Source organism: Hymenobacter sp. YIM 151500-1 (assembly GCF_025979885.1).
Classification (GTDB): Bacteria; Bacteroidota; Bacteroidia; order Cytophagales; family Hymenobacteraceae; genus Hymenobacter.
Map to the genome: position 1 here is coordinate 3945872 of NZ_CP110139.1, position 20319 is coordinate 3966190.

A 20319-nucleotide genomic window follows, 5' to 3' on the forward strand; every position below is an offset into this window, starting at 1 on the left:
AGAGGGGGCCGGGGGGTGAGGCAACCTACGCGTATGTAAACTGAACCTGCTGCTTGATTTCGGGGTTGAGGCTGAGAGCCACGGGGCAGGTGCGGGCGGCGTTTTCCAACACGGCCCGTTCCTTGTCGGTGAGCGAGGCGGGCATCTGAAAATGCACGTCGAGCTGGCCGATGCGCCGGGGTTCGGCCAGCATGTGCTTGGTTACGTCCCAGCGCACTGCTGTCAGGTCGAGCTGGTGTCGCTCGGCCACAATGCCCATGATGGTCATCATGCAGGAGCCCAGGGCCGCGCCTACCAGGTCGGTAGGCGAAAAGGCCTCGCCCCGGCCGTGGTTGTCTACGGGGGCGTCGGTCAGGATGGTGTTGCCGGAAGCTACGTGCGTGGCTTCGGTGCGCAGGTGGCCGGCGTAGTGGGCGGTGGCGGTAGGCATCGGTCAGGAAATAAGGTAACGGTATGCTCGTAAATTTACGTACTTTCGGAAGTATCGGCTCCGTGGCGGAGCCGCTCCGTCATCTTCATCGTCTTTGCTGCTCTCTCTGTCCCGTGCGTGTTCTATCTGCTTCCCAAAGAACCTTGCTTCTCGGTTTGCTGAGCGTGGGGCCGGCGGCCCTGGCCCAGCAGCGCACCGCGCCGGCCGCCTCGGCCAACGATGAGCCCCCCTACCGCAAGGAATTTGTGTACGGCGTCAACTTCAACACCCGCGGCGGCCTTATCGGCGGGGCATCGGTGCGGTCTACGCGCGTGCTCAGCCAGGAGTGGGCCCGGTTCTGGGGCATTGAAGCCGTGGAGGTGAAGCACCCCAAAGAGCAGAAAATTATCAGCCCCTTCACGGGCGGGGGCTACGTGCCGGGCAAGGCCAATTACTTGTTCGTGCTGCGTCCATCGGTGGGGGTGCAGCGCGTCATCTTCCGCAAAGCCGCTGAGTCGGGCGTGCAGGTAAATGCTTTGGTCGGAGCCGGCCCTTCTATTGGCCTGCTCATGCCCTACTACATCACCTACGACTACACCCAGCGCGACGGTCAGGGCCGGCCGGTACCCGGCGCCGCCATCGACATCCGCAACGAGCAGTACGACCCCGACAAGCACGGACAAACCCAGCTGGTTATTGACCGGGCCCCGCTGTTCACCGGCGTCAGCGAGACCAGAGTCAACGTGGGTGCCCACCTGCGGGCGGCGCTCAGCTTCGAGTATGGCCGCTACCGCGACGCCGTGGCCGGTATCGAAACCGGGGCTTTGGTGGAAGCCTACCCTAAACGCCTTACCATCCTGCGCAGTAGCCTGGTAACCGACGACAGCCTCAACGACCTGTTTTTCCCCTCGGTGTACCTCACCTTGTACCTGGGCCAGCGCAATTAAGCTGTAGCGTTGAAGCGCAAACTATAGCTGCGCTGATCTACGGTTGTAGTTCGCATGTTGGCGGGTATTAGAACGATGCCGCCCCAACAATGTGGGATACGCGAGCTATACGTTTGTGCTACAGCCTCTGCCCCTCCGCAAACAAAGTCCCGGTCCGGCTGTCTCCATCTCACACCATCCCCCGTTACCTTTGCAGCATGGACGACCTGTTGCTGACCCTGCCTATTATTCAGCCCCAAGCGGCGGCTCCCGCCGTGCCTGCCAAGCCCCGCAAGCCGGACTGGCTGCGCGTGAAGCTGCCCGTGGGCCCGGCCTACGCCAATGTGCGCCGTTTGGTGGATGAGCATAAGCTGCACACCATTTGTGAGTCGGGCAACTGCCCCAACATGGGCGAGTGCTGGGGCGCGGGCACGGCTACGTTCATGATTCTGGGCAACGTATGCACCCGTTCCTGCTCGTTCTGCGCCGTAGCCACCGGCCGACCCACTGAGTACGATACCGATGAGCCCCGCCGCGTGGCCGAGGCCATTTTGTTGATGGGCGTCAAGCACGCCGTCATTACCTCCGTCAACCGCGACGAGCTAAAGGACCGGGGCGCTAGCATCTGGCACGAAACCGTGGTGCGCGTCAAGCAGCTCAGCCCCGAAACCACCATCGAAACCCTGATTCCGGACGTAAAGGCCAACTGGGACGCCCTGGACGTGATGATTGCAGGTGGGCAGGAAGTGGTGTCGCACAACATGGAAACTGTGGGTAGCCTCTACCGCCTGGTGCGCCCCCAGGCCAAGTACGACCGGAGCCTGGAGCAGATTCGGCGTACCAAGCAGGCCGGTAAGCGCACCAAGTCGGGCATCATGCTAGGCCTGGGCGAAACCAAGGAGGAGATGTACCGCGCCATGGACGACCTCGTTGCCAACGGCCTCGACATCCTGACCCTGGGCCAGTACCTGCAACCCACCAAGCGCCACCTCGAAGTAGCCGAGTTCATCCATCCCGACCTGTTCGCCCATTACCGGGAAGAGGGCCTGCGCCGTGGCCTGAAGTACGTGGAAAGCGGCCCACTCGTGCGCAGCTCCTACCACGCCGAGCGCCACGTCAACGTGCCGATTTAATTTTTCCTAAGTATCACTACTGATGGAAAAGGCACTGAAACAAAGGATTCACGAAGTAGTAGACCAGCTGCCAGCAGATTCCATGCTGGATGATCTAATGTTGCAGCTCTACGTTTTGCGTTCCATAGAACTGGGTTTGGCAGACCAAGCAGCCGGGCGGTTAATTCCCCACCATCAGGTCAGGGAGTACATAGATAAACTTCGCCGTAAGCAGTGATGGACAGACCTGATACTAGTCAACGAAAAAGCCCTTTCCTACTACAGGAAAGGGCTTCTTTGTGAGTTGAAGTCAAGGGCAGCCTTACCGGCGGGCTTGCTGATCGTGGGGCGGGTAGTTACCCAGAATGCTGTTGACGATGCGGTGCACTTCAGTTTCCGAAATGGTTTGCTCGTCGAGTTGGGCTTGGCCCTGGCCGCGCCACGCTAGCTCCTTGCGGCGGGCATCCACCAAGTCGATGATGACCGTGCCGGCTTTGTAGTCGGTGACGGGGGGCAGGCCGCGGCCGTACCAGCCGCCGTAGCCGTACCAGAACGGGTAGCCACCGAAGGCGCCGGGGTTAGCCCGCTGCTTGTCTTCCACACGGGCGCTGTAAGCCACGTACACGTCCGGGTTCTTGTCGGTGAAGGTGAGGCCCTTCTGTGCCAGCTCCCGCTCTACCGCCGCCCGGATGCGCTTGTCCAGGAACGACTGGTAGCCCTGAGCCGGGCCGCCTTCGGTGTCAGTGGGCTGCTGGGGGTACCAGGCCCAGGTTTTGTAGGTGCGGAAGTTGACCGAGTGGTCGAAGTCTGTATTCACTCCCACGCGGGCCGTGGAAGCGCAGCCGCTCACGCCGAGCAGCAGCGAAAGACCCAGCACTGACAACGCCAGCGGCCGAGCCAGAAAACGGGAAATGCGGTTCATATAAGAGGGAAATCAGTGAATGAAAAGCCAAGCGGCAGCAGACGCTAAGTGCTTCGTTTGGCGTCGTGATAAGAACAGTGGCGCCTGGGCCGTCGTTCCCGAAAATACGCGGCATGACGAATAATTTTGCTGCCTGTTTGACCACCGAAAAAGCCTTGGGAAGGGGCCAATCTGCACCACAAAAAAGGCCCCGCAACCATCGTTGCGGGGCCTCTGTGCTTTTGAGAAGTAGGGCTAAAAATCTAACTTCTCATGTCTCACTGTCTAAGCTCTAATACGAGGGGCCTTTGTCGGTTTCGACCAGCTTCTCCTCGGCGTCGGCGTACTGTTCGATGGGTGTGCAGGCGCAGATGAGGTTCCGGTCGCCGTAAGCGGAGTCAATGCGTGACACTGAGGGCCAGAACTTGTTGGCGCGCACGTAGGCGGTGGGGTACACGGCCTGCTCGCGGGAGTAGGGGCGGGTCCACTCGTGGGTGAGGGCAACGGCGGCGGTGTGCGGGGCGTGCTTGAGCACGTTGTCTTTCTGGTCGGCGCGGCCGGCTTCCACCTCGGCAATTTCCTGGCGGATGCTGATCATGGCCTCAATGAAGCGGTCCAGCTCCTCCTTGCTTTCCGACTCGGTGGGCTCCACCATCAGCGTGCCGGCTACCGGGAAGCTTACGGTGGGGGCGTGGAAGCCGTAGTCCATCAGGCGCTTGGCAATGTCCTCGACTTCGATACCGGCCTTCTTGAACTGGCGGCAGTCTAGAATCATTTCGTGGGCGCAGCGGCCGTTCTGGCCGGTGTAGAGCACGGGGTAATGCGCCTCCAGGCGGGCCTTGATGTAGTTGGCATTCAGGATGGCGATGCGCGTGGCCTGGGTCAGGCCTTCGCCGCCCATCATGCTGATGTAGGCGTAGGAGATGGGCAGGATGCTGGCCGAGCCCCAGGGAGCCGCCGACACCGCGCCGGCCGTGCGGCCATCGGCGTCTACCACGGCGTGGCCGGGCAGATAGGGCGCCAGGTCGGCTACCACGCCAATGGGGCCCACGCCGGGGCCACCGCCGCCGTGCGGGATGCAGAAGGTTTTGTGCAGGTTGAGGTGGCACACGTCGGCGCCAATGGTGGCCGGTGAGGTCAGGCCCACCTGGGCGTTCATGTTGGCGCCGTCCATGTACACCCGGCCGCCGTGCTGGTGGATGGTCTGGCAAATGTCGATGATGGTTTCCTCATACACACCGTGAGTGCTGGGGTAGGTCACCATCAGGCAGCTGAGCGTGTCGGCGTACTGGGCGGCTTTGGCCTTAAGGTCCTGCACGTCGATGTTGCCTTCCTCGGTGCTTTTCACCACCACCACCGTCATGCCGGCCATGACGGCCGAAGCGGGGTTGGTGCCGTGGGCCGAGGCCGGAATCAGGGCCACGGTGCGGTGCTGGTCGCCGCGGGCGTCGTGGTAGCCTTTGATGGCCAGCAGGCCGGCATACTCGCCTTGGGCCCCCGAGTTAGGCTGCAAGCTCACGGCCGCAAAGCCCGTCACTTCGCACAGCCAGGCTTCCAGGTCCCGGAAAATCTGAGCGTAGCCCTGCGCCTGCTCACGCGGCGCGAAGGGGTGCAAGCCCCCGATTTCCGGCCACGTCACCGGAATCATTTCGGCGGTGGCGTTGAGCTTCATCGTGCACGAGCCCAGCGGAATCATGGAGTGGGCCAGGCTCAGGTCCTTGTTTTCGAGCTGCTTCATGTAGCGCAGCATCTCGTGCTCGGCGTGGTGCGAGTTGAATACCGGGTGGGTCAGATACTCACTCCTACGAATCAGACTGTTAGGCCAGTTCACCGACACTTCGGCCGGCAGCTCCAGTGCGGCCTTGCCTGTGCGGCCCAGCACCTTGCTGAACACGGCCACAATGTCGCGCACGTCTTCGATTTCCGTGTTCTGGTGCAGCGAGATGCCCACGCGCGGCGTGCCGTGCTCCTCGAAGTAGCGGAAGTTGATACCCGCCGCTTCGGCTTCCCGGCGGATGGCCTGTTGCAACTCCGGGCTTTCGAGCTTGATGTCGAGCGTGTCGAAGTAGAACTCGTTGCGCTGGTCGAGGCCCAGGGCTTTCAATTCTTGGTCGAGCACCTGGGTGGCGGCGTGCACGTTGGCGGCAATCTGGCGCAGGCGCTCCGGGCCGTGGTACACGGCAAACATGCCGGCCAGCACCGACAGCAGCACCTGGGCCGTGCAGATGTTGGAGGTGGCTTTTTCGCGGCGGATGTGCTGCTCGCGGGTTTGCAGGGCCATGCGGTAGGCCTTGTTGCCGGTGGCGTCGATGCTCTGGCCGATGATACGGCCGGGAATCACGCGCTTGAACTGGTCGCGGGTGCTCAGGAAGCCGGCGTGCGGGCCGCCGTAGCCCATCGGCACGCCAAACCGCTGGGAGTTGCCCACGCAAGCGTCGGCACCCATTTCGCCGGGGGGTGTGAGCAGGGTAAGGGCCAGCAAGTCGGCGGCTACAGCCACGAACAGGCCTTGGGCGTGGGCTTGACCGATGAAGTCGGTGTAGTCGTACACGGCGCCGTCGGCGGCCGGGTATTGCAGCAGGGCGCCAAACAGGGCCTCTTCCGAGAGGTCGGCGGTGCGGTGGTCGCCTACCACCACCTCAATGCCCAGGGGCGTCGCGCGGGTGCGCACCACGTCGATGGTCTGGGGCAGTACTTGCTCGGAAATGAAAAACTTGGTGGCGTTTTTCTTCTTGGTCTGGGAATGAAACATGTGCAGCACCTCGGCGGCGGCGGTGCCTTCGTCGAGCAGGCTGGCGTTGGCAATTTCCAGCCCCGTGAGGTCAATTATCATCGTCTGATAATTGATGAGAGCTTCGAGGCGGCCCTGGGCAATTTCGGCCTGGTAGGGCGTGTAGGCCGTGTACCAGCCGGGATTTTCGAGGATGTTGCGTTGAATAACGGGCGGGAGCTGGGTGTCGTGGTAGCCCAGGCCGATGTAGTTTTTAAACAGGTGGTTTTGGCCGGCAATCTGCTTGAACTTCGCCAAAAAAGCCCGCTCCGTGAGGGCAGCGGGCAGGTTCAGCGGCTTCTTCAGGCGGATGGCAGCCGGCACAGTTTCGTCGATGAGCTGGTCAATCGACGCCACACCGATGGCGCGCAGCATGTCGGCCACGGCCGCGTCGTCGGGGCCGTTGTGGCGGTCCACGAACACGTCGGCGGGCTTGGTCTTCAGCAACATAAATGAGTGGGTAAGGGTGGCGAGTGGGGCAGCCCGGTGCGGGCTCCTACAAAGGTAGCGCGAAAAGGCTTCACCCTTAAACCGATAAGTGGGCAAATGTTTGGCGTGGGAAGTCCTCCCGAATAGGGAGCACGGGGCGCAGCCGCGCGCCATCAGCAGCATCGGTTCAGTCGGGCGCCTTGCTACCTTTACTGTCCCAACCACCCCCACCATGCGCCCTCTCACCATTGGCCTCATCTGCGAAGGCAAAACCCCACCCGACAAGCGCGTACCGCTCACGCCCAAAAAATGCGTGGAAGCCGAAAGCACGTATCCCGGTTTGCAGATAGTTGTGCAGGAAAGCGCCATTCGGTGCTTCAAGGACCAGGAGTACCGCGACCTGGGCATTACGGTGCGGCCCGATGTGGCGGATTGCGACATTCTGATGGGCGTGAAAGAGGTGCCGGTCAACCAGCTGATTCCAGGCAAAACCTACCTGTTCTTCTCCCATACCGTCAAGAAGCAGCCCGCCAACCGGGAGCTGCTGCGGCAGGTACTGAAGAAGAACATTACCCTTATCGACTACGAGCTGCTGACCAACGAGCAGGGGGAGCGAATCGTGGCGTTTGGGCGCTGGGCCGGCATTGTAGGAGCCTACAACGGCCTGCTGACCTACGGCCGCAAGCATGGCCTCTACGAGCTGAAGCCGGCCTGGCAGTGCGTCGATATGGAGGACATGCAGGAAGAGTTTTTTAAGGTGAAAAAACTGCCGCCCATTAAGATGGCCGTGACCGGTACGGGGCGCGTGGCCCAGGGCGCCGTGGAAGTGCTGAACCGCATGGGCCTGCGGCAAGTAAGCGTATACGATTACCTGTACCACGACTTCCGGGAGCCCGTGTACACCCAGCTGCGCAGCAGTGACTACAACCGCCGCCGCGACGGCCGCGTCTGGGACACGCCCGACTTCCACCGCTACCCCGAGGAGTATGAGTCTACGTTCGGCAAATTTTTGCCGGTGACAGACCTGCTCATTGCCTGCGCCTACTGGCACCCGGCGGCCCCGCGCCTGTTCGAGGAAGCTGACACGCGCCGCCCCGATTTCCGCATCAACACCATTGCCGACGTAACCTGCGACGTCAACGGCTCTATCCCCACCACCAAGCGCGCCAGCAGCATCCCGGCGCCGGCTTACGACTACAACTGCCAGACTGGCGAACTGGAGCCGGCGTACTCGGGGCCGTCTAACATCACCGTCATGGCCGTGGACAACCTGCCCTGCGAGCTGCCCCGCAACGCCTCCCGCGACTTCGGCCGCCAGCTACTCGACAACGTGTTTCCCCACCTGGTGGGCGCCGCCGACGGCCACCTTGACGACGTAGTGGAGCGCGCCATCATTGCCCGCGCCGGCCGCCTCACCGAGCGGTACCAGTACCTGAGCGACTACGTGGCGGAATGAGAAGTGAGAGGTAAGAGGTGAGAAGTGAGATAACGACAGCCTCACCATGTCGATGGTACAACGTCTGTTGAACGATTCAAAGTCCCAGCGGGGCAATACATACAGGTGGTAGTGGGGATGACCGGCTAAGACTTTGCTGTTCTGCTGGCTTAGCCTTACTGCCAACATGCCGCCCCGGTGGGACTAGCTGTCTACTGTCTCACTTCTAACCTCTCATTTTTAAGTTTACACGCCGCGCAATACGGGGTAGCGGGCCTGCACCAGCATATACACGCCGTAGGCCATCAGGCCCAGGGCTACAATGCCCAGCACGGCCGGGCCCATAGTAGAGAGCAGGTCGAAGGCTTGTTCGGTGTCGCCGGCGGCTTGGGCGCTGGAATGGCGGCCGGCCTGCACAAAGAAGTAGCCAATAAGGGCCATGACGATGCCGCGGGCCGTGTAACCCACCTGCCCGGTGCGGTACACGATGCTGCGTTGCGCGGCGGGCAACTCGCTAGCATTCACGTGCTTCTGAAACGAGCCCGAGTAGGCCCGGTAAATCTGATACAAACCGCCCCCAATAATGGCCACGCCCACCAGCAATATCAGCCACTCGCCGGCTGGCCACGCCAGCACTTTAGCTATCAGCGTCTGTTGGCCGTTGCTGGCACTGCTGGAGCCGCGTAGGGCCAGTTGAGCCGCGTACCAAGCCAGACTAGCGTACAGCAAGCCGCTGCCGGCGTAGCCCAGGCGCCGCCCGATGCCTTTAACCCCGGAGCCCTTGCCTTCCGTGTCGCGCAGGGCTTGGGTGAAGCGCCACACGATGTAGCCCAGCAGGCCGAATGCAATGAGGCCCAGCAGCAGCGGTCCGCCGGGCAGGCCTTGCAGCGTCTGCACGGCTTGCTTTTTGTCGGCGGTTTGGCCGCCTTGCTGGCCGGTGGCTGCCAGCAGGGCTAGCAGCCCCAGCAGTATATACACCACGCCCTTGGCAGCAAAACCAAACCGGGCCAGGGCCCGCAGGCCAGAAGAAGCGGTGGCGGGCACGGCGGCCAGCAGCGTATCGGAAGTTGCCATGTTCGACGGTTTAGGTTAGTGAGCTGAATAGGCCGGATACGTGTTCTGGCTTATATAAGGTTGAGTTAGCCGCCTGCCCGCCGCTTTAGCCCGAAGAGAAACTGCCGCTGCTCAGCGGGTGCACCAGCCCGTACAGCCAATGGTATGTGCATAGGAATAGATAATCAGCTATACTTGAAGAAGTTTATCGACTGTTTTGTGATGGATGATTTACGTACGACGCTGGCTACATTTTCCCTAGATGACCGGAAAGAATTTCGGCAGTTTATTCAGCGCCAGCGCCGCAAGGCCAAGGGCCGCATGGACGTGCAGCTCTACGACCTGCTGATTCAGACCCGCGAGTACACCACCGAGCAGCTGCTGGCCCGCCTCTACCCCGATGAGCCCAACGCCGTGGCCTACTACGCCCTGCGCAAGCGGCTCATGCGCCACCTCACCGACTTTCTGCTCTTGCGCCAGCGCCAGCAAGACCCCACGGCGGCTTCCTCCGTGCGGGGGCTGCTCACGCTGGCCCAGTACCTGCTGGGGGCCGGCGTGCCGCGCCTGGCCTGGAGCATGTTGCGCAAAGCCGAAAAGCTGGCCGCCCAAAACGAACAGTACGAGCTGCTCAACGCCGTCTATAACCTGCAAATCACCCACGCCGGCCCCGCCCACGCCGACGAGCTGGACGACATCATCCGGCGCCGCCACCTCAACAAGAAGTACGCCGACGAAGAAGAGCGCGCCAACATTGCCGACAGCCTGATCCGGCAGCGGCTGCGGGCGGCGCGGGCCCGCGGCCGGGGCGGCGAGTCGTTCGACGGCATCTTGCAGGAAGTGCTGCGCGAGTATGACTTGCAGGAAGCTTTTGCCCGGCGCCCGGCCCTGCTCTACCGGCTCATGTCGCTGGCCCGGTCGGCCATGCTGGTGCGCCGCGACTTTGCCACGTTCGCGCCGTTTGTGATGCGCTGCTACCACCTCATGGAAAAGCGCCACGGCTTCCAGCCGGCCCACAACGAAGCCCAGGCCGGCCTGCTCTACATGATTGCCCACGCCCTGTACCGCATCCGGCGCTTTCAGGAGTCGGTGGAGTATCTGGAGAAGCTGCGGGCTGTGCTGGAGGCGGGTCCGCGCCGCCACCAGGCCGATATGCTGCCCAAGCACACCTTTCTGCTGGCCGCCAACTATGGCTTTCTACGCCGCAACACCGAAAGCATTGCCTTGCTGGAGCAGGTGCTGCGCGAGCCGCTCAGCTCCCGCGACCAGCTCACGGCCCGGCTGGGGTTGGGCTTTCATTATTTCGCCGAGGGTCAGTTTCAGAAAACCAACCAGGTGCTGCAAGCCATTGGCCGCTCCGACCACTACTGCGAGCAAGAAATGGGCCTGGAATGGGTGCTCAACCGCAACCTGGGCGAGATGCTGGTGCAGCTGGAGCTGGGCCACCCCGACCTGGCCCTGAACCGCCTGCGGGCTATTGAGCGCATGCTGCGGGAGCGGGCCAGCCCCGATGGTGGCCCCTACGGCTACGTGCTGGCCTACCTGCAACGGGTGCGCGAAATCATCGACGACCCCGCGGCCGCCAGCCGGCCGGCCTTCGCCGAGCGGGTGAGCTGCATGCCGTCGTTTTTGCCCCTGGAGCAGGAAGACTTGCAGGCCCTGAGCTTCTACAGCTGGCTGCGCGCCCGCATGGTGGGGCGGCCCTACTACGAAGTGCTGCTGGAGCTGGCCCACAGCCCGGAGCCGATAGGGTCGCCGGGCACTTCCGTCCACGGCAGCCCGGCCAAAAAACAAGCCCACTCCTGAGCAGGAGTGGGCTTGCAGACTTCCAGCAGCCGGCAACAAGCGGCGGCGCTGGCAATCGGTGCATAATGCTTAGTCTTTCTTGGTAGCAGCGTTCATTTCGGCGGCAGCCTCACCGGTGGCAGCTTCGGTAGCGGCTTCGGCTTTGTTGGCGGCGGCTTTGGTTTCGGCAGCGGCTTTGTCAGCAGCGGCTTCGGTTTTGTCGGCGGCGTTTTCTACGGCGTTTTCCGTGGCCTGGCCAGCTTTCTCGAGGGCGTTGTCGGTGGCGGCGGCAGCGTTTTGGGCTTCGGCAGCGGCAGCGTCGCCGGCGTTTTCGGCGGCGGCTTCGGTGTTGTTAGCGGCAGCTTCGGCGTTTTCTTTGCCTTCCTGGGTGCAGGAAGTGGCGGCAAACGAAACAGCGGCGGCAACAAACAGGGACTTGAAAATGGCTTTCATGGGAAGTCAGATAAAAAGTGAAAAACGGCGGGCAGCAGCCAGCTGCCACTCGGCGCTTAATCGGGCAGGGTGCCAGAAGGTAACCCGCCCGACTGAGCAGGACCGGGCAAAAAATCCTGGCCCCGCCTTTGCTCCAGGGCCAACCTCCCTCCGCCAGTCCGCGTAGCGCGAGGCCAGCGCCCGGAGTGGTTCTGCCTGCATCTGTTACTTTATGGAAGGTTTATACTCCCACTGCCTCGGGCGGCCCCGCCTCGGCGCTGTAGCTTTACTGCTGTTGCTGCTTGTTTCAGCCGGCTCGGCCGCTGCCCAGGCCGACGACGGCTTTCGGCGGGTAGATGGCACCATGTACGTGGTGCGCAACGGCCAGCAGCGGCCCATGACGCGCGACGCCCGCCTGCCCAACGGCCGCACCATCACTCGCGACGGCTTCGTGGTGGAGCGCGACGGCCGCCGCACCGAGCTGCCCGAAGGCCGCGGCTGCACCCTGTTGGGCGAGCCAGTGGCCATTGCCACCGGCCCCGACGGCCGCCTGGCCCTGGCTTCGCCCGAACGCCCGGCTACCCGCCCGGCGCCGGCTGTGCTGGTCACCAACGAATCGGTACTGGCCGAAGTGCAGCGGTGGTGGGGCGGCAAAGGCAAGGGCAAAGGCCGCTACAAGAAGTGGAAGAAGCGCGGCCGCAAGGACGATGACTGAAACCACAGACCACAGATGAAACGGATTTTGAACGGATAGCGCAGATGAAACCATAGATGAAACAGATTTTGAACGGATAGCGCGAATGCGGACCTAAGAAGACGCCTGCATCTGTGCTATCCGTTTAAAATCCGTTTACTCTGTGGTCTGTGGTTACTGTTCTACCTCCTCACCGTCGCGGTTTAGCAGGAAGCTGCGGCCGTTGTGCAGCACCCGGGCGCGGCCCTGGGTGTCGAAGTCGGCGGCGGTGCGGTAGCGGCCGAAGGGGGCGGTGCCTTCCGTGGTATCGGCCAGGTAAGCAGGGCGGATGTAAGTGAAGGTGCCCTGGGTTTTGATTCGGGCCAGGCCCTGGTCAAAGGAATAGGCTTCCTGAAAAATAACCGGTGGCTTGGCCGGCTCATCGGGGCCCGTGATGTAGTGCCAGCCCCGGTGGTCGAGCACGGCGGCATAGCCTTCGGCAAAGTCGCGGGCGTTGTAGTAGTAGGCGCCAAATTCTGCGCCTTGCTCATCCAGAAACGTGTACAGCTTATCCACCCGGGCGCGGGCGTAGCCGCCGGCATACGGATACAGGGCGTCGTAGGCGGGCGGCACCACTTCCTTTCCTTCGGCATCCACGAAGCCAAACACCCCATCCTGTTCCACCACCGCCCGCTCATTCCGGAACTCCCCAATAGAGGCGTAGCGGGCCGGCAGCAGCGTGTCGCCGCCGGACGTGAGCAGGCCCCAGCGTTGCCCTTGCCGGAATGGTGTGGGCGCCTGGTTGGTGTTGCGCAGCAGCAGCCACACCACAAAAACGAGTAGCAATCCACCCAAGCCAGCAAGTAGCGCGGGCCGCGGTACCTGGCCCACCTTGCCTAGCAGCTGAACGAAGCGGTGCCCGAGGCCTTGCACATCTGGCAGCCAGCCGCTCACAGCCTCGGCGGGCCGGCCAATGGTAGCCTTTGGTGGGGAAGAAGGTTGCGGCGAAACGGCGGCCGCCGGGGCAGGCGCCGGGCGCACGGGTTCAGGTGGTACGGCAACTGGTGCGGCGGTGGCAGACGGCATTGCCGGAGCTGCCGGAGCTGGAGCCGCTGCCGGCGTTGCTGATAACCGGTTGATGAGGGCATCAAGCTGCTGAATCTTCCGGTCCAGCTGCTGGTTGCGGGCTTCCGACTCGGCCCGGTAGTCGCGGATAGTGGCTTCTAACGCTTCTTTTTCCTGGTTCTCAACGCTCAACCGGGCTTGTAGCGTGGCCGTTTCGGGGGCGACGGGTGGGGTGGTGGCCAGCTCTTCGCGCAGCCGATAAATAACCAGTTCCCGCTCAGCTTCGCGGGCTTCCAGGGCTTGCAGCTGCCCCGACAACTCAGCCTGTAAGCTGGCCCGCAACTCTTCCAGCTGGGCTTTTTCCTGGTTACGGGCCGCCACATCCGCCACTTCGTAGCCCGTGTCGGTGCGGTCCAGCTCATCGAGGTCTTCGGCCCCCAGCCAACGCCAGAGTTGGCCGGCTTTCTGGCGCAGCAAGTCGGTGGGGCCAGCCGGCACTGGCGCCGTTTCTGGCTCCGTAACGGGAGCTGCCTGGGCCTGGGCGCCCAGCTCGGCGGCCAGCTGGCGCAGGTCGGCGGGGCTCAGGTCAATTTCGGGGGTGGCCAGCTGGGCCAGGCGGCGGGTGAAGCGGCTGGGGTCGGGCAGCAGATGAAACGTGGACGCCGCCGGCACCTCACTCATGCGCGCTTCCACTTCCGGCCCAAACCGAACGGGCTCGGCAAACACCACCAGTCCGCTGATAAATTGTAGGTTGGCCGTTTCGGCGGGCAGCTGCCCAGCCAGCCAGCGGGCCAGCGCCTCGCGCTGGCGCTGAAACTGCTGGTAAGGGTTGTCGTCGGCGCCGTCGTTGGGGCTGGTGCCGGTGAGCGGGGTCCCGGCGAGGCGCCAAGCACTGAAGCGAAAATCGGGGATGTGCAGCAGGCCGCCGCCCGGCACCAGCAGCAGCAGCGTGATGCTATGTGGGCGCAGCACCACGGCATCGAGCAGCACCTGCTGCCCGGCGGCTTCCACGGGTAGCTGGCCCAGCAGCACAGTGTCGGGAGCCGCGGCGTCGGCGGCCAGGGCCTGCGCCAAGGCTGTAAACTGGTGGTGGCGAACCGAATCAGAAAAAGGAGCGGAGAGGTAAGTGTAGAGCATAGGCAAGCCGCCTCGCCCCGCAAGTTTCCGGCCAGACCACGCCTTGCCAACCGCCAAAGCAGGCGGGCTGGGCAGGAAGTCAACTTTTCTGGGGCCGGGCAAGTATAGGCCAGTACGCTCGCCCCCTAATTCTTTGTTTCTATGGATTCCACTGCCTCCACTTCGCCCACCACGCCGCCCGTTCCTAACGTGCCGCTCGACGTAACCGACCAGCAAAACTCAGCCCTGCTCGACGATACCCTGGCCCTGCTCAGCAATGGCGTGCCCGAGAAAAACGACCAGCACGGCCTGCAAGAAATTGAGCGTTGGGAACAAGTGCTGCGCGCTTCTGAGCGTACCGGTCTGGCCAAAATCATTCAGGAGCTGGTAACGCTGCGCGAGCAGCTGACTACCGCCGACACCTCGCCCCACGCCCTAGCCGAGACGCTGGCGACTCTGGGCGCCGAAACCTCCAAAGTAGCCGACGAAACCACCGATGGCTACAGCGGCCCACTAGCTCAGCTCGGCAAACAGCTCATCAAGCTCGGCTCCGCCTTGTCGCGCTAGCCCAAACAACCTGCGGCTTCAATATCAGACCGTCCTGCTCCATCGGGTATCCACTTGCCGGGGCACGACGATTTAATGCTAACGTACTGTAGCTGAGTTTTTTGAACAAAGCTGCAAAACCCCACGCCCTGGTCATTCGCAGCCGGAGCGTGGGGTTTTAAGTGTCTTGCCACAGCAGACCTGCATGTAGAAAAGCAGGCAGCTAGCCGTTTCTGCCGGAGCCGCGCCGTAGCTTTGCAGCCTCAGCTACTCGCCATGCCTGCTCAGCCTCAACCTGCCGCCCACCTTACGCTGTATGACCCGTTCGATACGATGCGGTTTGGCATGCAGCAGTGTTTCCTGTGCGGAGCGCCCACCACGCCGCCCCACGACACGGTGCCCGTGTTTGGAGACTGGCTGATGACGCGCTACCACCTGCACGAGCGGCAAATCCGGCTGCTCGATCTGAGCATTGTCGCGTATCAGGACCTGCGTATTGCCTGCTGCCCGCGTTGCCGTACCCGGCACGTAGAGCCGCTGGAAGCCCAGATAGAAGCCACGGCGGCACGCGGGGTGGCCGGCTTCCGGGAGTTGGATGAGCAGCTGCTGTTTTTGTGGCTGGGAAAAATGTTCTACGGCATCCTGGTCACCGAGCTGCTTCAGGAGCTGACCCCCCTAGCCCGGCCGCAGTATCCATTGGCCGAAAACGCCCAGCTCCTGCGCCGGTTCCAGGCATTTTTCCAGCCGTTGCAAGCCTTGCGCGTACCCATGGAGTACGACGACTTCACGCCCGGCTCCGTGTTCATCCTCGAAACCGACCCGCGCGAAGACGACCTGCCTTTCGCCTACGACGATGACCTGAGCACCCTGGCCTTCAGCATCAAGCTGAACGAAACCGTGCTGGTGGCGTGCCTGGTCGACAACGGCATCATCCGGCAGGCCATGGGCCGGGTGTACCAGGATGCCTACCGGCCCCTGCACCCCGTGCAAGTGGCTGAGTTCAAGGCGCGGGTGTACTACGCCGCCTACCTGCTCAACGTCATTCCCGATTACTTCCCGCGCCCCGTGCGCCCCGGCGACACGCACGTTGTGCTCGACACGTTCATCGACGATATCAACGTCGGCGTGTTCAACCCCTGGGAGAACAGCGCTTATGCGCAGTCGTTGCTGGAAATGTGGAAACGCTGGCAGATTCCGCTTAGCGACATCCTGCGCGACCCGGCTCAACCGCTCACCTTCCTGTATGATGCGGACGGACACCCCCGCACGCTGCACACGTACGGGCCAGAGAAGCCGGAAGCCATGTAGTTCTAGGTATTAGCCGGCGCGCCAGAGCAGCGGCGCCGTAAATCTGGAGAGCTTGATGCCGGTCCAGCGGCCTTCTAAGCCATTTTTGCACTCCCGCTCACTCACCAGCACGTCCACGCAGTGGCGGTGGCGGCGGTTCATGGTGTCGTGGATGATGTATACGCCATCGAGGGCGTCGGAAATGCCGGCTACGCGCACCGTGTCGCCGTAGCGGAAAGGGCCGCCCCAGTGCGAAAGCAAGTCGCGGGAGACGGCCAGCCAGCGGGTTTTGCTGGAATGGCGGGTCGGAATCCGGGAGCCGTCGGCAGTTTCCATCGGCTCCGCATCGGTTTGGCCCGTCTCGGGCCAGTACGTAGTTGCCGTAACGGTATACGACAGGTTCTTGGGGGCCTTCTTAGTAGGCATTACCGGTACCGCAACGGGGACCGGACGGGGGCTCAGGCTGGCAACGGTGGAGGGCAGGGCCAGAGCTGGGGCAGAAATCGTGCGGGGAGGAAACAGGAAGGTCAGCAGGAATAAGGCAATGGACATGAGTTAAGGGTTCGTGAACTCTCGCTTAGCCCGGAGAGGATAGGCAGCCGGCCCGACTCGGCTAATGGGAAGAGCAGCCTGGTAGCCTGTGCTACAGAGTTGCCCCGGTAAGTATAGTTAGTGGCACAACAGCCAGAAACAGCCTGATTTACCGCAAAAACGGGTGTTTAATTTAATAATTATTATAAAAGGTTGTACTTGTAAAATAACGGCGTGTAAGAGGGCTCCAAAGGTAAGGCTAATTTTGGAAATGAATGACTGTGCAGCTTGTGATAGGCTGTAGAATATCCGAGGCGACTGGACACCTCATGTAGCACTGGTATGTGCCTCCGCTAACCAGTCAGGCATGTAAGCGTATAGTCTGGACACGGTGTTCAGCTTACTAATTAAGCCCCGAGTATATATTTCCAGCTTGTTTACCGTCTGTTTGGTACCAACCTATTAAAGGCTACGTGGACGCCAGATGAAGCAGGACGTTCTTCCTTTTGCTGTTTCTAATAGCTGTCCATACAGCCTAGCATGGGTGTTCCGACCATGGCGTTCCAGAACCTAGTTTATAAGCATATTACTGCAAGTTGCAAAGTCTGGCAGGTAGGAGATATTGATTTGATGATAGAAATAGCTTCTGGTTTTATTTAATAGATTGGGGTTCAGCGAAAGGAGACGCCTCTGTATGCAAGCACACGGAGCTGAGAAACAAGTAGATTTGCATATGCGAATGCATAGTTTGGCTTTGCACTTAGGCTGGTTACCTTTACACCTGACTACACCAGTTCCCACCACATGGACAACTACACTTATATAGCCAACGCTGATGTTGCAGCCATTGAGGAGCTGTACCGCAGCTACCAGCAAAATCCGGAATCCGTCGATTTTGGGTGGCGCAAGTTTTTTGAGGGCTATGACTTCTCGCAACAATTTCCGGAGGGCGACGATGCAGCGCAGGTACCCGGCTCGGGAGTGCTGAGCACGCCCGCCAGCACCGATAATGCGCCCGTCATCCGGGCCGTTGACACGGTAGCGGCCGATAAGGAAACTCAAGTACGCAACCTGATTCATGCCTACCGGAGCCGCGGCCACCTCGTGGCCCGTACCAACCCGGTGCGGGAGCGGAAAGACCGGAAAGCACGCCTGAGCTTACAGGACTTTGGCCTGAGCGAGGCTGACCTGGATACTACCTTCAAAAACGGCGAAGTACTCGGCTTGGGGCCAAATGCTACGCTGCGCGACATTGTGGCGGCGCTGCAAAAGATATACACCCGCAGCATCGGCTTCGAGTACATGTACATCCGCGACCCGCAGGTGCTCGACTGGTTCCGCGAAAAAGTGGAAAAGGACTCGCTTAGCTTCAAACCCAGCCTCGACTACAAAAAACGCATTCTGAGCAAGCTCAACGAGGCGGTGGTGTTTGAGAACTTTCTGCACACGAAGTTTCTGGGGCAGAAGCGCTTCTCGCTGGAAGGCGGCGAAACCACTATTCCGGCCCTCGACGCCATGATTCGTAAGGGAGCCGAGCTGGGGGTGGAAGAGGTGATGATTGGCATGGCCCACCGCGGCCGGCTCAATGTGCTGGCCAACATCATGGGCAAAACCTATGAGCAGATCTTCTCCGAGTTCCAGGGCACAGCCGTACCGGACCTGACTATGGGCGACGGCGACGTGAAGTACCACATGGGCTACAGCAGCCAGGTAGAAGCCGCCGGCCACACCGTCAACCTGAAACTGGCGCCTAACCCCTCACACCTGGAAGCGGTGAACCCCGTGGTAGAAGGCTTCGTGCGCGCCAAGCTCGACCACGGCTACGCAGGCGACTACAACAAGGTGCTGCCCATCCTCATCCACGGCGACGCTGCCGTGGCGGGCCAGGGCATCGGCTACGAGGTGACGCAGATGTCGCAGCTGGAAGGCTACAAGACCGGCGGCACGCTGCACTTCGTTATCAACAACCAGGTGGGCTTCACCACCGACTTTGAAGACGCCCGCTCCAGCATCTACTGCACCGACCTGGCCAAGATTATTGATGCGCCGGTGATGCACGTGAACGGCGACGACCCCGAAGCTGTGGTGTTTGCCGTGCAGCTCGCCACCGAGTACCGCCAGCAGTTCCACGCCGATATCTTCATTGATATGGTGTGCTACCGCCGCCACGGCCACAACGAGTCGGACGAGCCCAAGTTCACCCAGCCCACGCTCTACAACCTCATCAGCAAGCACCAGAACCCGCGCGAGGTGTACAATGCCATGCTGGTGGAACGCGGCGACGTAGATGCGGAGCTGGCCCAGCAGATGGACAAGGAATTCCGCGACACCCTCCAGGCCCGCCTCGACATGGTGAAGCAGAAGCCGTTGCCCTACAACTACCAGCCTTTGGAAAACGAGTGGCGCAGCCTGCGCCGCTCCCGTCCCGAGGACTTCGACCAGTCGCCGGCCACCGGCATCAGCGAAGAGGTGGTGCAGCGCGTAGGGCAGGCCCTGACCGCCTTGCCGGAAGGTTTCCGCCCGCTGAAGCAGATTGAAAACCTGCTGAAGGAGCGCCGTAACATGTTCTTCGAGCCATATAAGAACTGGGCACGCCTCTCGGACGAGTGGATGAAGGAGCTGGCTAAGCCCTACGAAAACTCGCGGGTACTGAACTGGGCCGCCGGCGAGCTGCTGGCCTATGGGTCGCTGCTGGCCGAAAACCGCATCGTGCGCCTGAGCGGGCAGGATGTGCAGCGGGGCACGTTCTCGCACCGCCACGCCGTGCTCCACGACGCCGAAACGTCGGCCCCGTACAACTCGCTCAATCACCTGGACGGCGAGCATGAGCAGCTGCGCATCTATAACTCGCTGCTGAGTGAGTATGGGGTGCTGGGGTTTGAGTTCGGCTACGCCATGGCCAATCCTACGGCCCTGGTTATCTGGGAAGCGCAGTTTGGCGACTTCGCCAACGGCGCCCAGACCATGATTGACCAGTTCATTGTGAGCAGCGAAAGCAAGTGGCAGCGCATGAACGGGCTGGTGATGCTGCTGCCCCACGGCTACGAAGGCCAGGGCCCCGAGCACTCCAACGCCCGCCCCGAACGGTTTTTGCAGCTGGCCGCCGAAAACAACATCATCGTGGCCAACCTGACTACGCCGGCCAACTTCTTCCACGCCCTGCGCCGCCAGCTGACCTGGGAGTTTCGCAAGCCGCTGGTGGTGATGTCGCCCAAGTCCATGCTGCGCCACCCGCTGTGCGTGTCGCCGGTGGAAGAGTTTACCTCGGGCACGTTCCGCGAGGTGCTGGGCGACGCCTACGCCGAAGACAAAAAGGTGAAACGCGTGCTGCTGTGCACGGGCAAAGTGTACTACGACCTGCTGGAAGAGCAGCAGAAGTCGGAGCGCCGCGACGTGGCGCTGGTGCGCCTGGAGCAGCTGCACCCCTTCCCCAAAAAGCAGCTCGACGCAGAGCTGGCCAAGTACCCCAAAGCCAAGGTGTACTGGGTGCAGGAAGAACCCGAAAACATGGGCTATTGGAACTTCCTGCTGCGCTTTATGCGCCGGGAGCTGGAAGACGTGATTTCGCGCAAGCCCTCGGCCTCACCGGCTACCGGCTACAACAAAGTGCACGTGAAAGAGCAAAAGGACCTGGTGGCCCGCGCCTTCGACAAGCCCCGCGAAGCCGTAGCCGACGATACCATCAAGGAAACCGCCGCCAACGCCCAGAAAACCGAGTAAGCCCGACCACAGATGAGAACGGATAAATGAACGGATTGTAACGGATATACAAACCGTTGTAAACCCACCTGCTTCCCCTCATCCTTTATTCGGCCGTCTGTAATCTGTTTTCATCCGCTTTACTATCCATTT

15 protein-coding genes are annotated in these 20319 nt (G+C 61.8%); 8 read left to right on the forward strand and 7 right to left on the reverse strand.

Annotated features, from left to right (window positions below):
- Positions 1–25: 25 nt before the first annotated feature.
- Positions 26–430: an OsmC family protein gene (locus tag OIS53_RS16445; protein ID WP_264679663.1), complete on the reverse strand. Its 405-nt coding sequence runs from the start codon at positions 428–430 to the stop codon at positions 26–28.
- A gap of 143 nt (positions 431–573) precedes the next feature.
- Here OIS53_RS16445 and OIS53_RS16450 point away from each other — a divergent pair, with 143 nt between their 5' ends.
- Positions 574–1356, forward strand: coding sequence for a hypothetical protein (locus OIS53_RS16450; protein ID WP_264679664.1), 783 nt, complete (start codon positions 574–576; stop codon positions 1354–1356).
- 209 nt (positions 1357–1565) lie between these two features.
- Positions 1566–2468, forward strand: coding sequence for a lipoyl synthase (lipA, locus tag OIS53_RS16455; RefSeq protein WP_413775197.1), 903 nt, complete (start codon positions 1566–1568; stop codon positions 2466–2468).
- Between the two features lie 301 nt (positions 2469–2769).
- On the opposite strand, the gene OIS53_RS16460 is transcribed toward lipA, so the two are convergent.
- Together OIS53_RS16460 and gcvP are read right to left on the reverse strand one after the other, a co-directional pair.
- Positions 2770–3369 carry a DUF4136 domain-containing protein gene (locus OIS53_RS16460; protein WP_264679666.1) on the reverse strand — a complete coding sequence of 200 codons (600 nt, stop codon included), beginning with the start codon at positions 3367–3369 and terminating at the stop codon, positions 2770–2772.
- 271 nt (positions 3370–3640) lie between these two features.
- Positions 3641–6568, reverse strand: a complete 2928-nt coding sequence (gene gcvP / locus OIS53_RS16465; protein WP_264679667.1) for an aminomethyl-transferring glycine dehydrogenase — start codon at positions 6566–6568, stop codon at positions 3641–3643.
- A 211-nt stretch (positions 6569–6779) separates the two neighbouring features.
- Here gcvP and OIS53_RS16470 point away from each other — a divergent pair, with 211 nt between their 5' ends.
- Positions 6780–8003: an NAD(P)-dependent oxidoreductase gene (locus tag OIS53_RS16470; RefSeq protein ID WP_264679668.1), complete on the forward strand. Its 1224-nt coding sequence runs from the start codon at positions 6780–6782 to the stop codon at positions 8001–8003.
- 225 nt (positions 8004–8228) lie between these two features.
- Here the strand turns inward: OIS53_RS16470 and OIS53_RS16475 are convergent, their stop codons facing one another.
- Positions 8229–9056 carry a DUF1206 domain-containing protein gene (locus OIS53_RS16475; RefSeq protein ID WP_264679669.1) on the reverse strand — a complete coding sequence of 276 codons (828 nt, stop codon included), beginning with the start codon at positions 9054–9056 and terminating at the stop codon, positions 8229–8231.
- Positions 9057–9230: 174 nt separating this feature from the next.
- On the opposite strand from OIS53_RS16475, the gene OIS53_RS16480 reads away from it, so the two are divergent.
- The gene (locus OIS53_RS16480) at positions 9231–10838 is read left to right on the forward strand and encodes a hypothetical protein (protein WP_264679670.1); all 1608 of its coding nucleotides are present in this window, start codon (positions 9231–9233) and stop codon (positions 10836–10838) included.
- Positions 10839–10907: 69 nt separating this feature from the next.
- Here the strand turns inward: OIS53_RS16480 and OIS53_RS16485 are convergent, their stop codons facing one another.
- A complete protein-coding gene (locus tag OIS53_RS16485; RefSeq protein WP_264679671.1) occupies positions 10908–11270 on the reverse strand; it encodes a hypothetical protein in 363 nt (120 codons plus the stop codon).
- 274 nt (positions 11271–11544) lie between these two features.
- On the opposite strand from OIS53_RS16485, the gene OIS53_RS16490 reads away from it, so the two are divergent.
- The gene (locus OIS53_RS16490; RefSeq protein ID WP_264679672.1) at positions 11545–11964 is read left to right on the forward strand and encodes a DUF6799 domain-containing protein; all 420 of its coding nucleotides are present in this window, start codon (positions 11545–11547) and stop codon (positions 11962–11964) included.
- A gap of 153 nt (positions 11965–12117) precedes the next feature.
- On the opposite strand, the gene OIS53_RS16495 is transcribed toward OIS53_RS16490, so the two are convergent.
- Entirely contained in the window at positions 12118–14124 is a 2007-nt protein-coding gene (locus tag OIS53_RS16495) for a WG repeat-containing protein (protein WP_264679673.1), read from the reverse strand.
- A gap of 141 nt (positions 14125–14265) precedes the next feature.
- Between OIS53_RS16495 and OIS53_RS16500 the strand changes: the two genes are divergently transcribed.
- Both OIS53_RS16500 and OIS53_RS16505 read left to right on the forward strand, forming a co-directional pair.
- Positions 14266–14670 (forward strand): hypothetical protein, encoded by a 405-nt coding sequence (locus tag OIS53_RS16500; protein WP_264679674.1) that lies wholly within the window; start codon positions 14266–14268, stop codon positions 14668–14670.
- A 255-nt stretch (positions 14671–14925) separates the two neighbouring features.
- Positions 14926–15957, forward strand: a complete 1032-nt coding sequence (locus tag OIS53_RS16505; protein WP_264679675.1) for a hypothetical protein — start codon at positions 14926–14928, stop codon at positions 15955–15957.
- Between the two features lie 9 nt (positions 15958–15966).
- Here OIS53_RS16505 and OIS53_RS16510 read toward each other — a convergent pair whose 3' ends face one another.
- Positions 15967–16488 carry an RlpA-like double-psi beta-barrel domain-containing protein gene (locus OIS53_RS16510; RefSeq protein WP_264679676.1) on the reverse strand — a complete coding sequence of 174 codons (522 nt, stop codon included), beginning with the start codon at positions 16486–16488 and terminating at the stop codon, positions 15967–15969.
- A gap of 783 nt (positions 16489–17271) precedes the next feature.
- Between OIS53_RS16510 and OIS53_RS16515 the strand changes: the two genes are divergently transcribed.
- Positions 17272–20187: a 2-oxoglutarate dehydrogenase E1 component gene (locus OIS53_RS16515; RefSeq protein WP_264679677.1), complete on the forward strand. Its 2916-nt coding sequence runs from the start codon at positions 17272–17274 to the stop codon at positions 20185–20187.
- Positions 20188–20319: the final 132 nt, after the last annotated feature.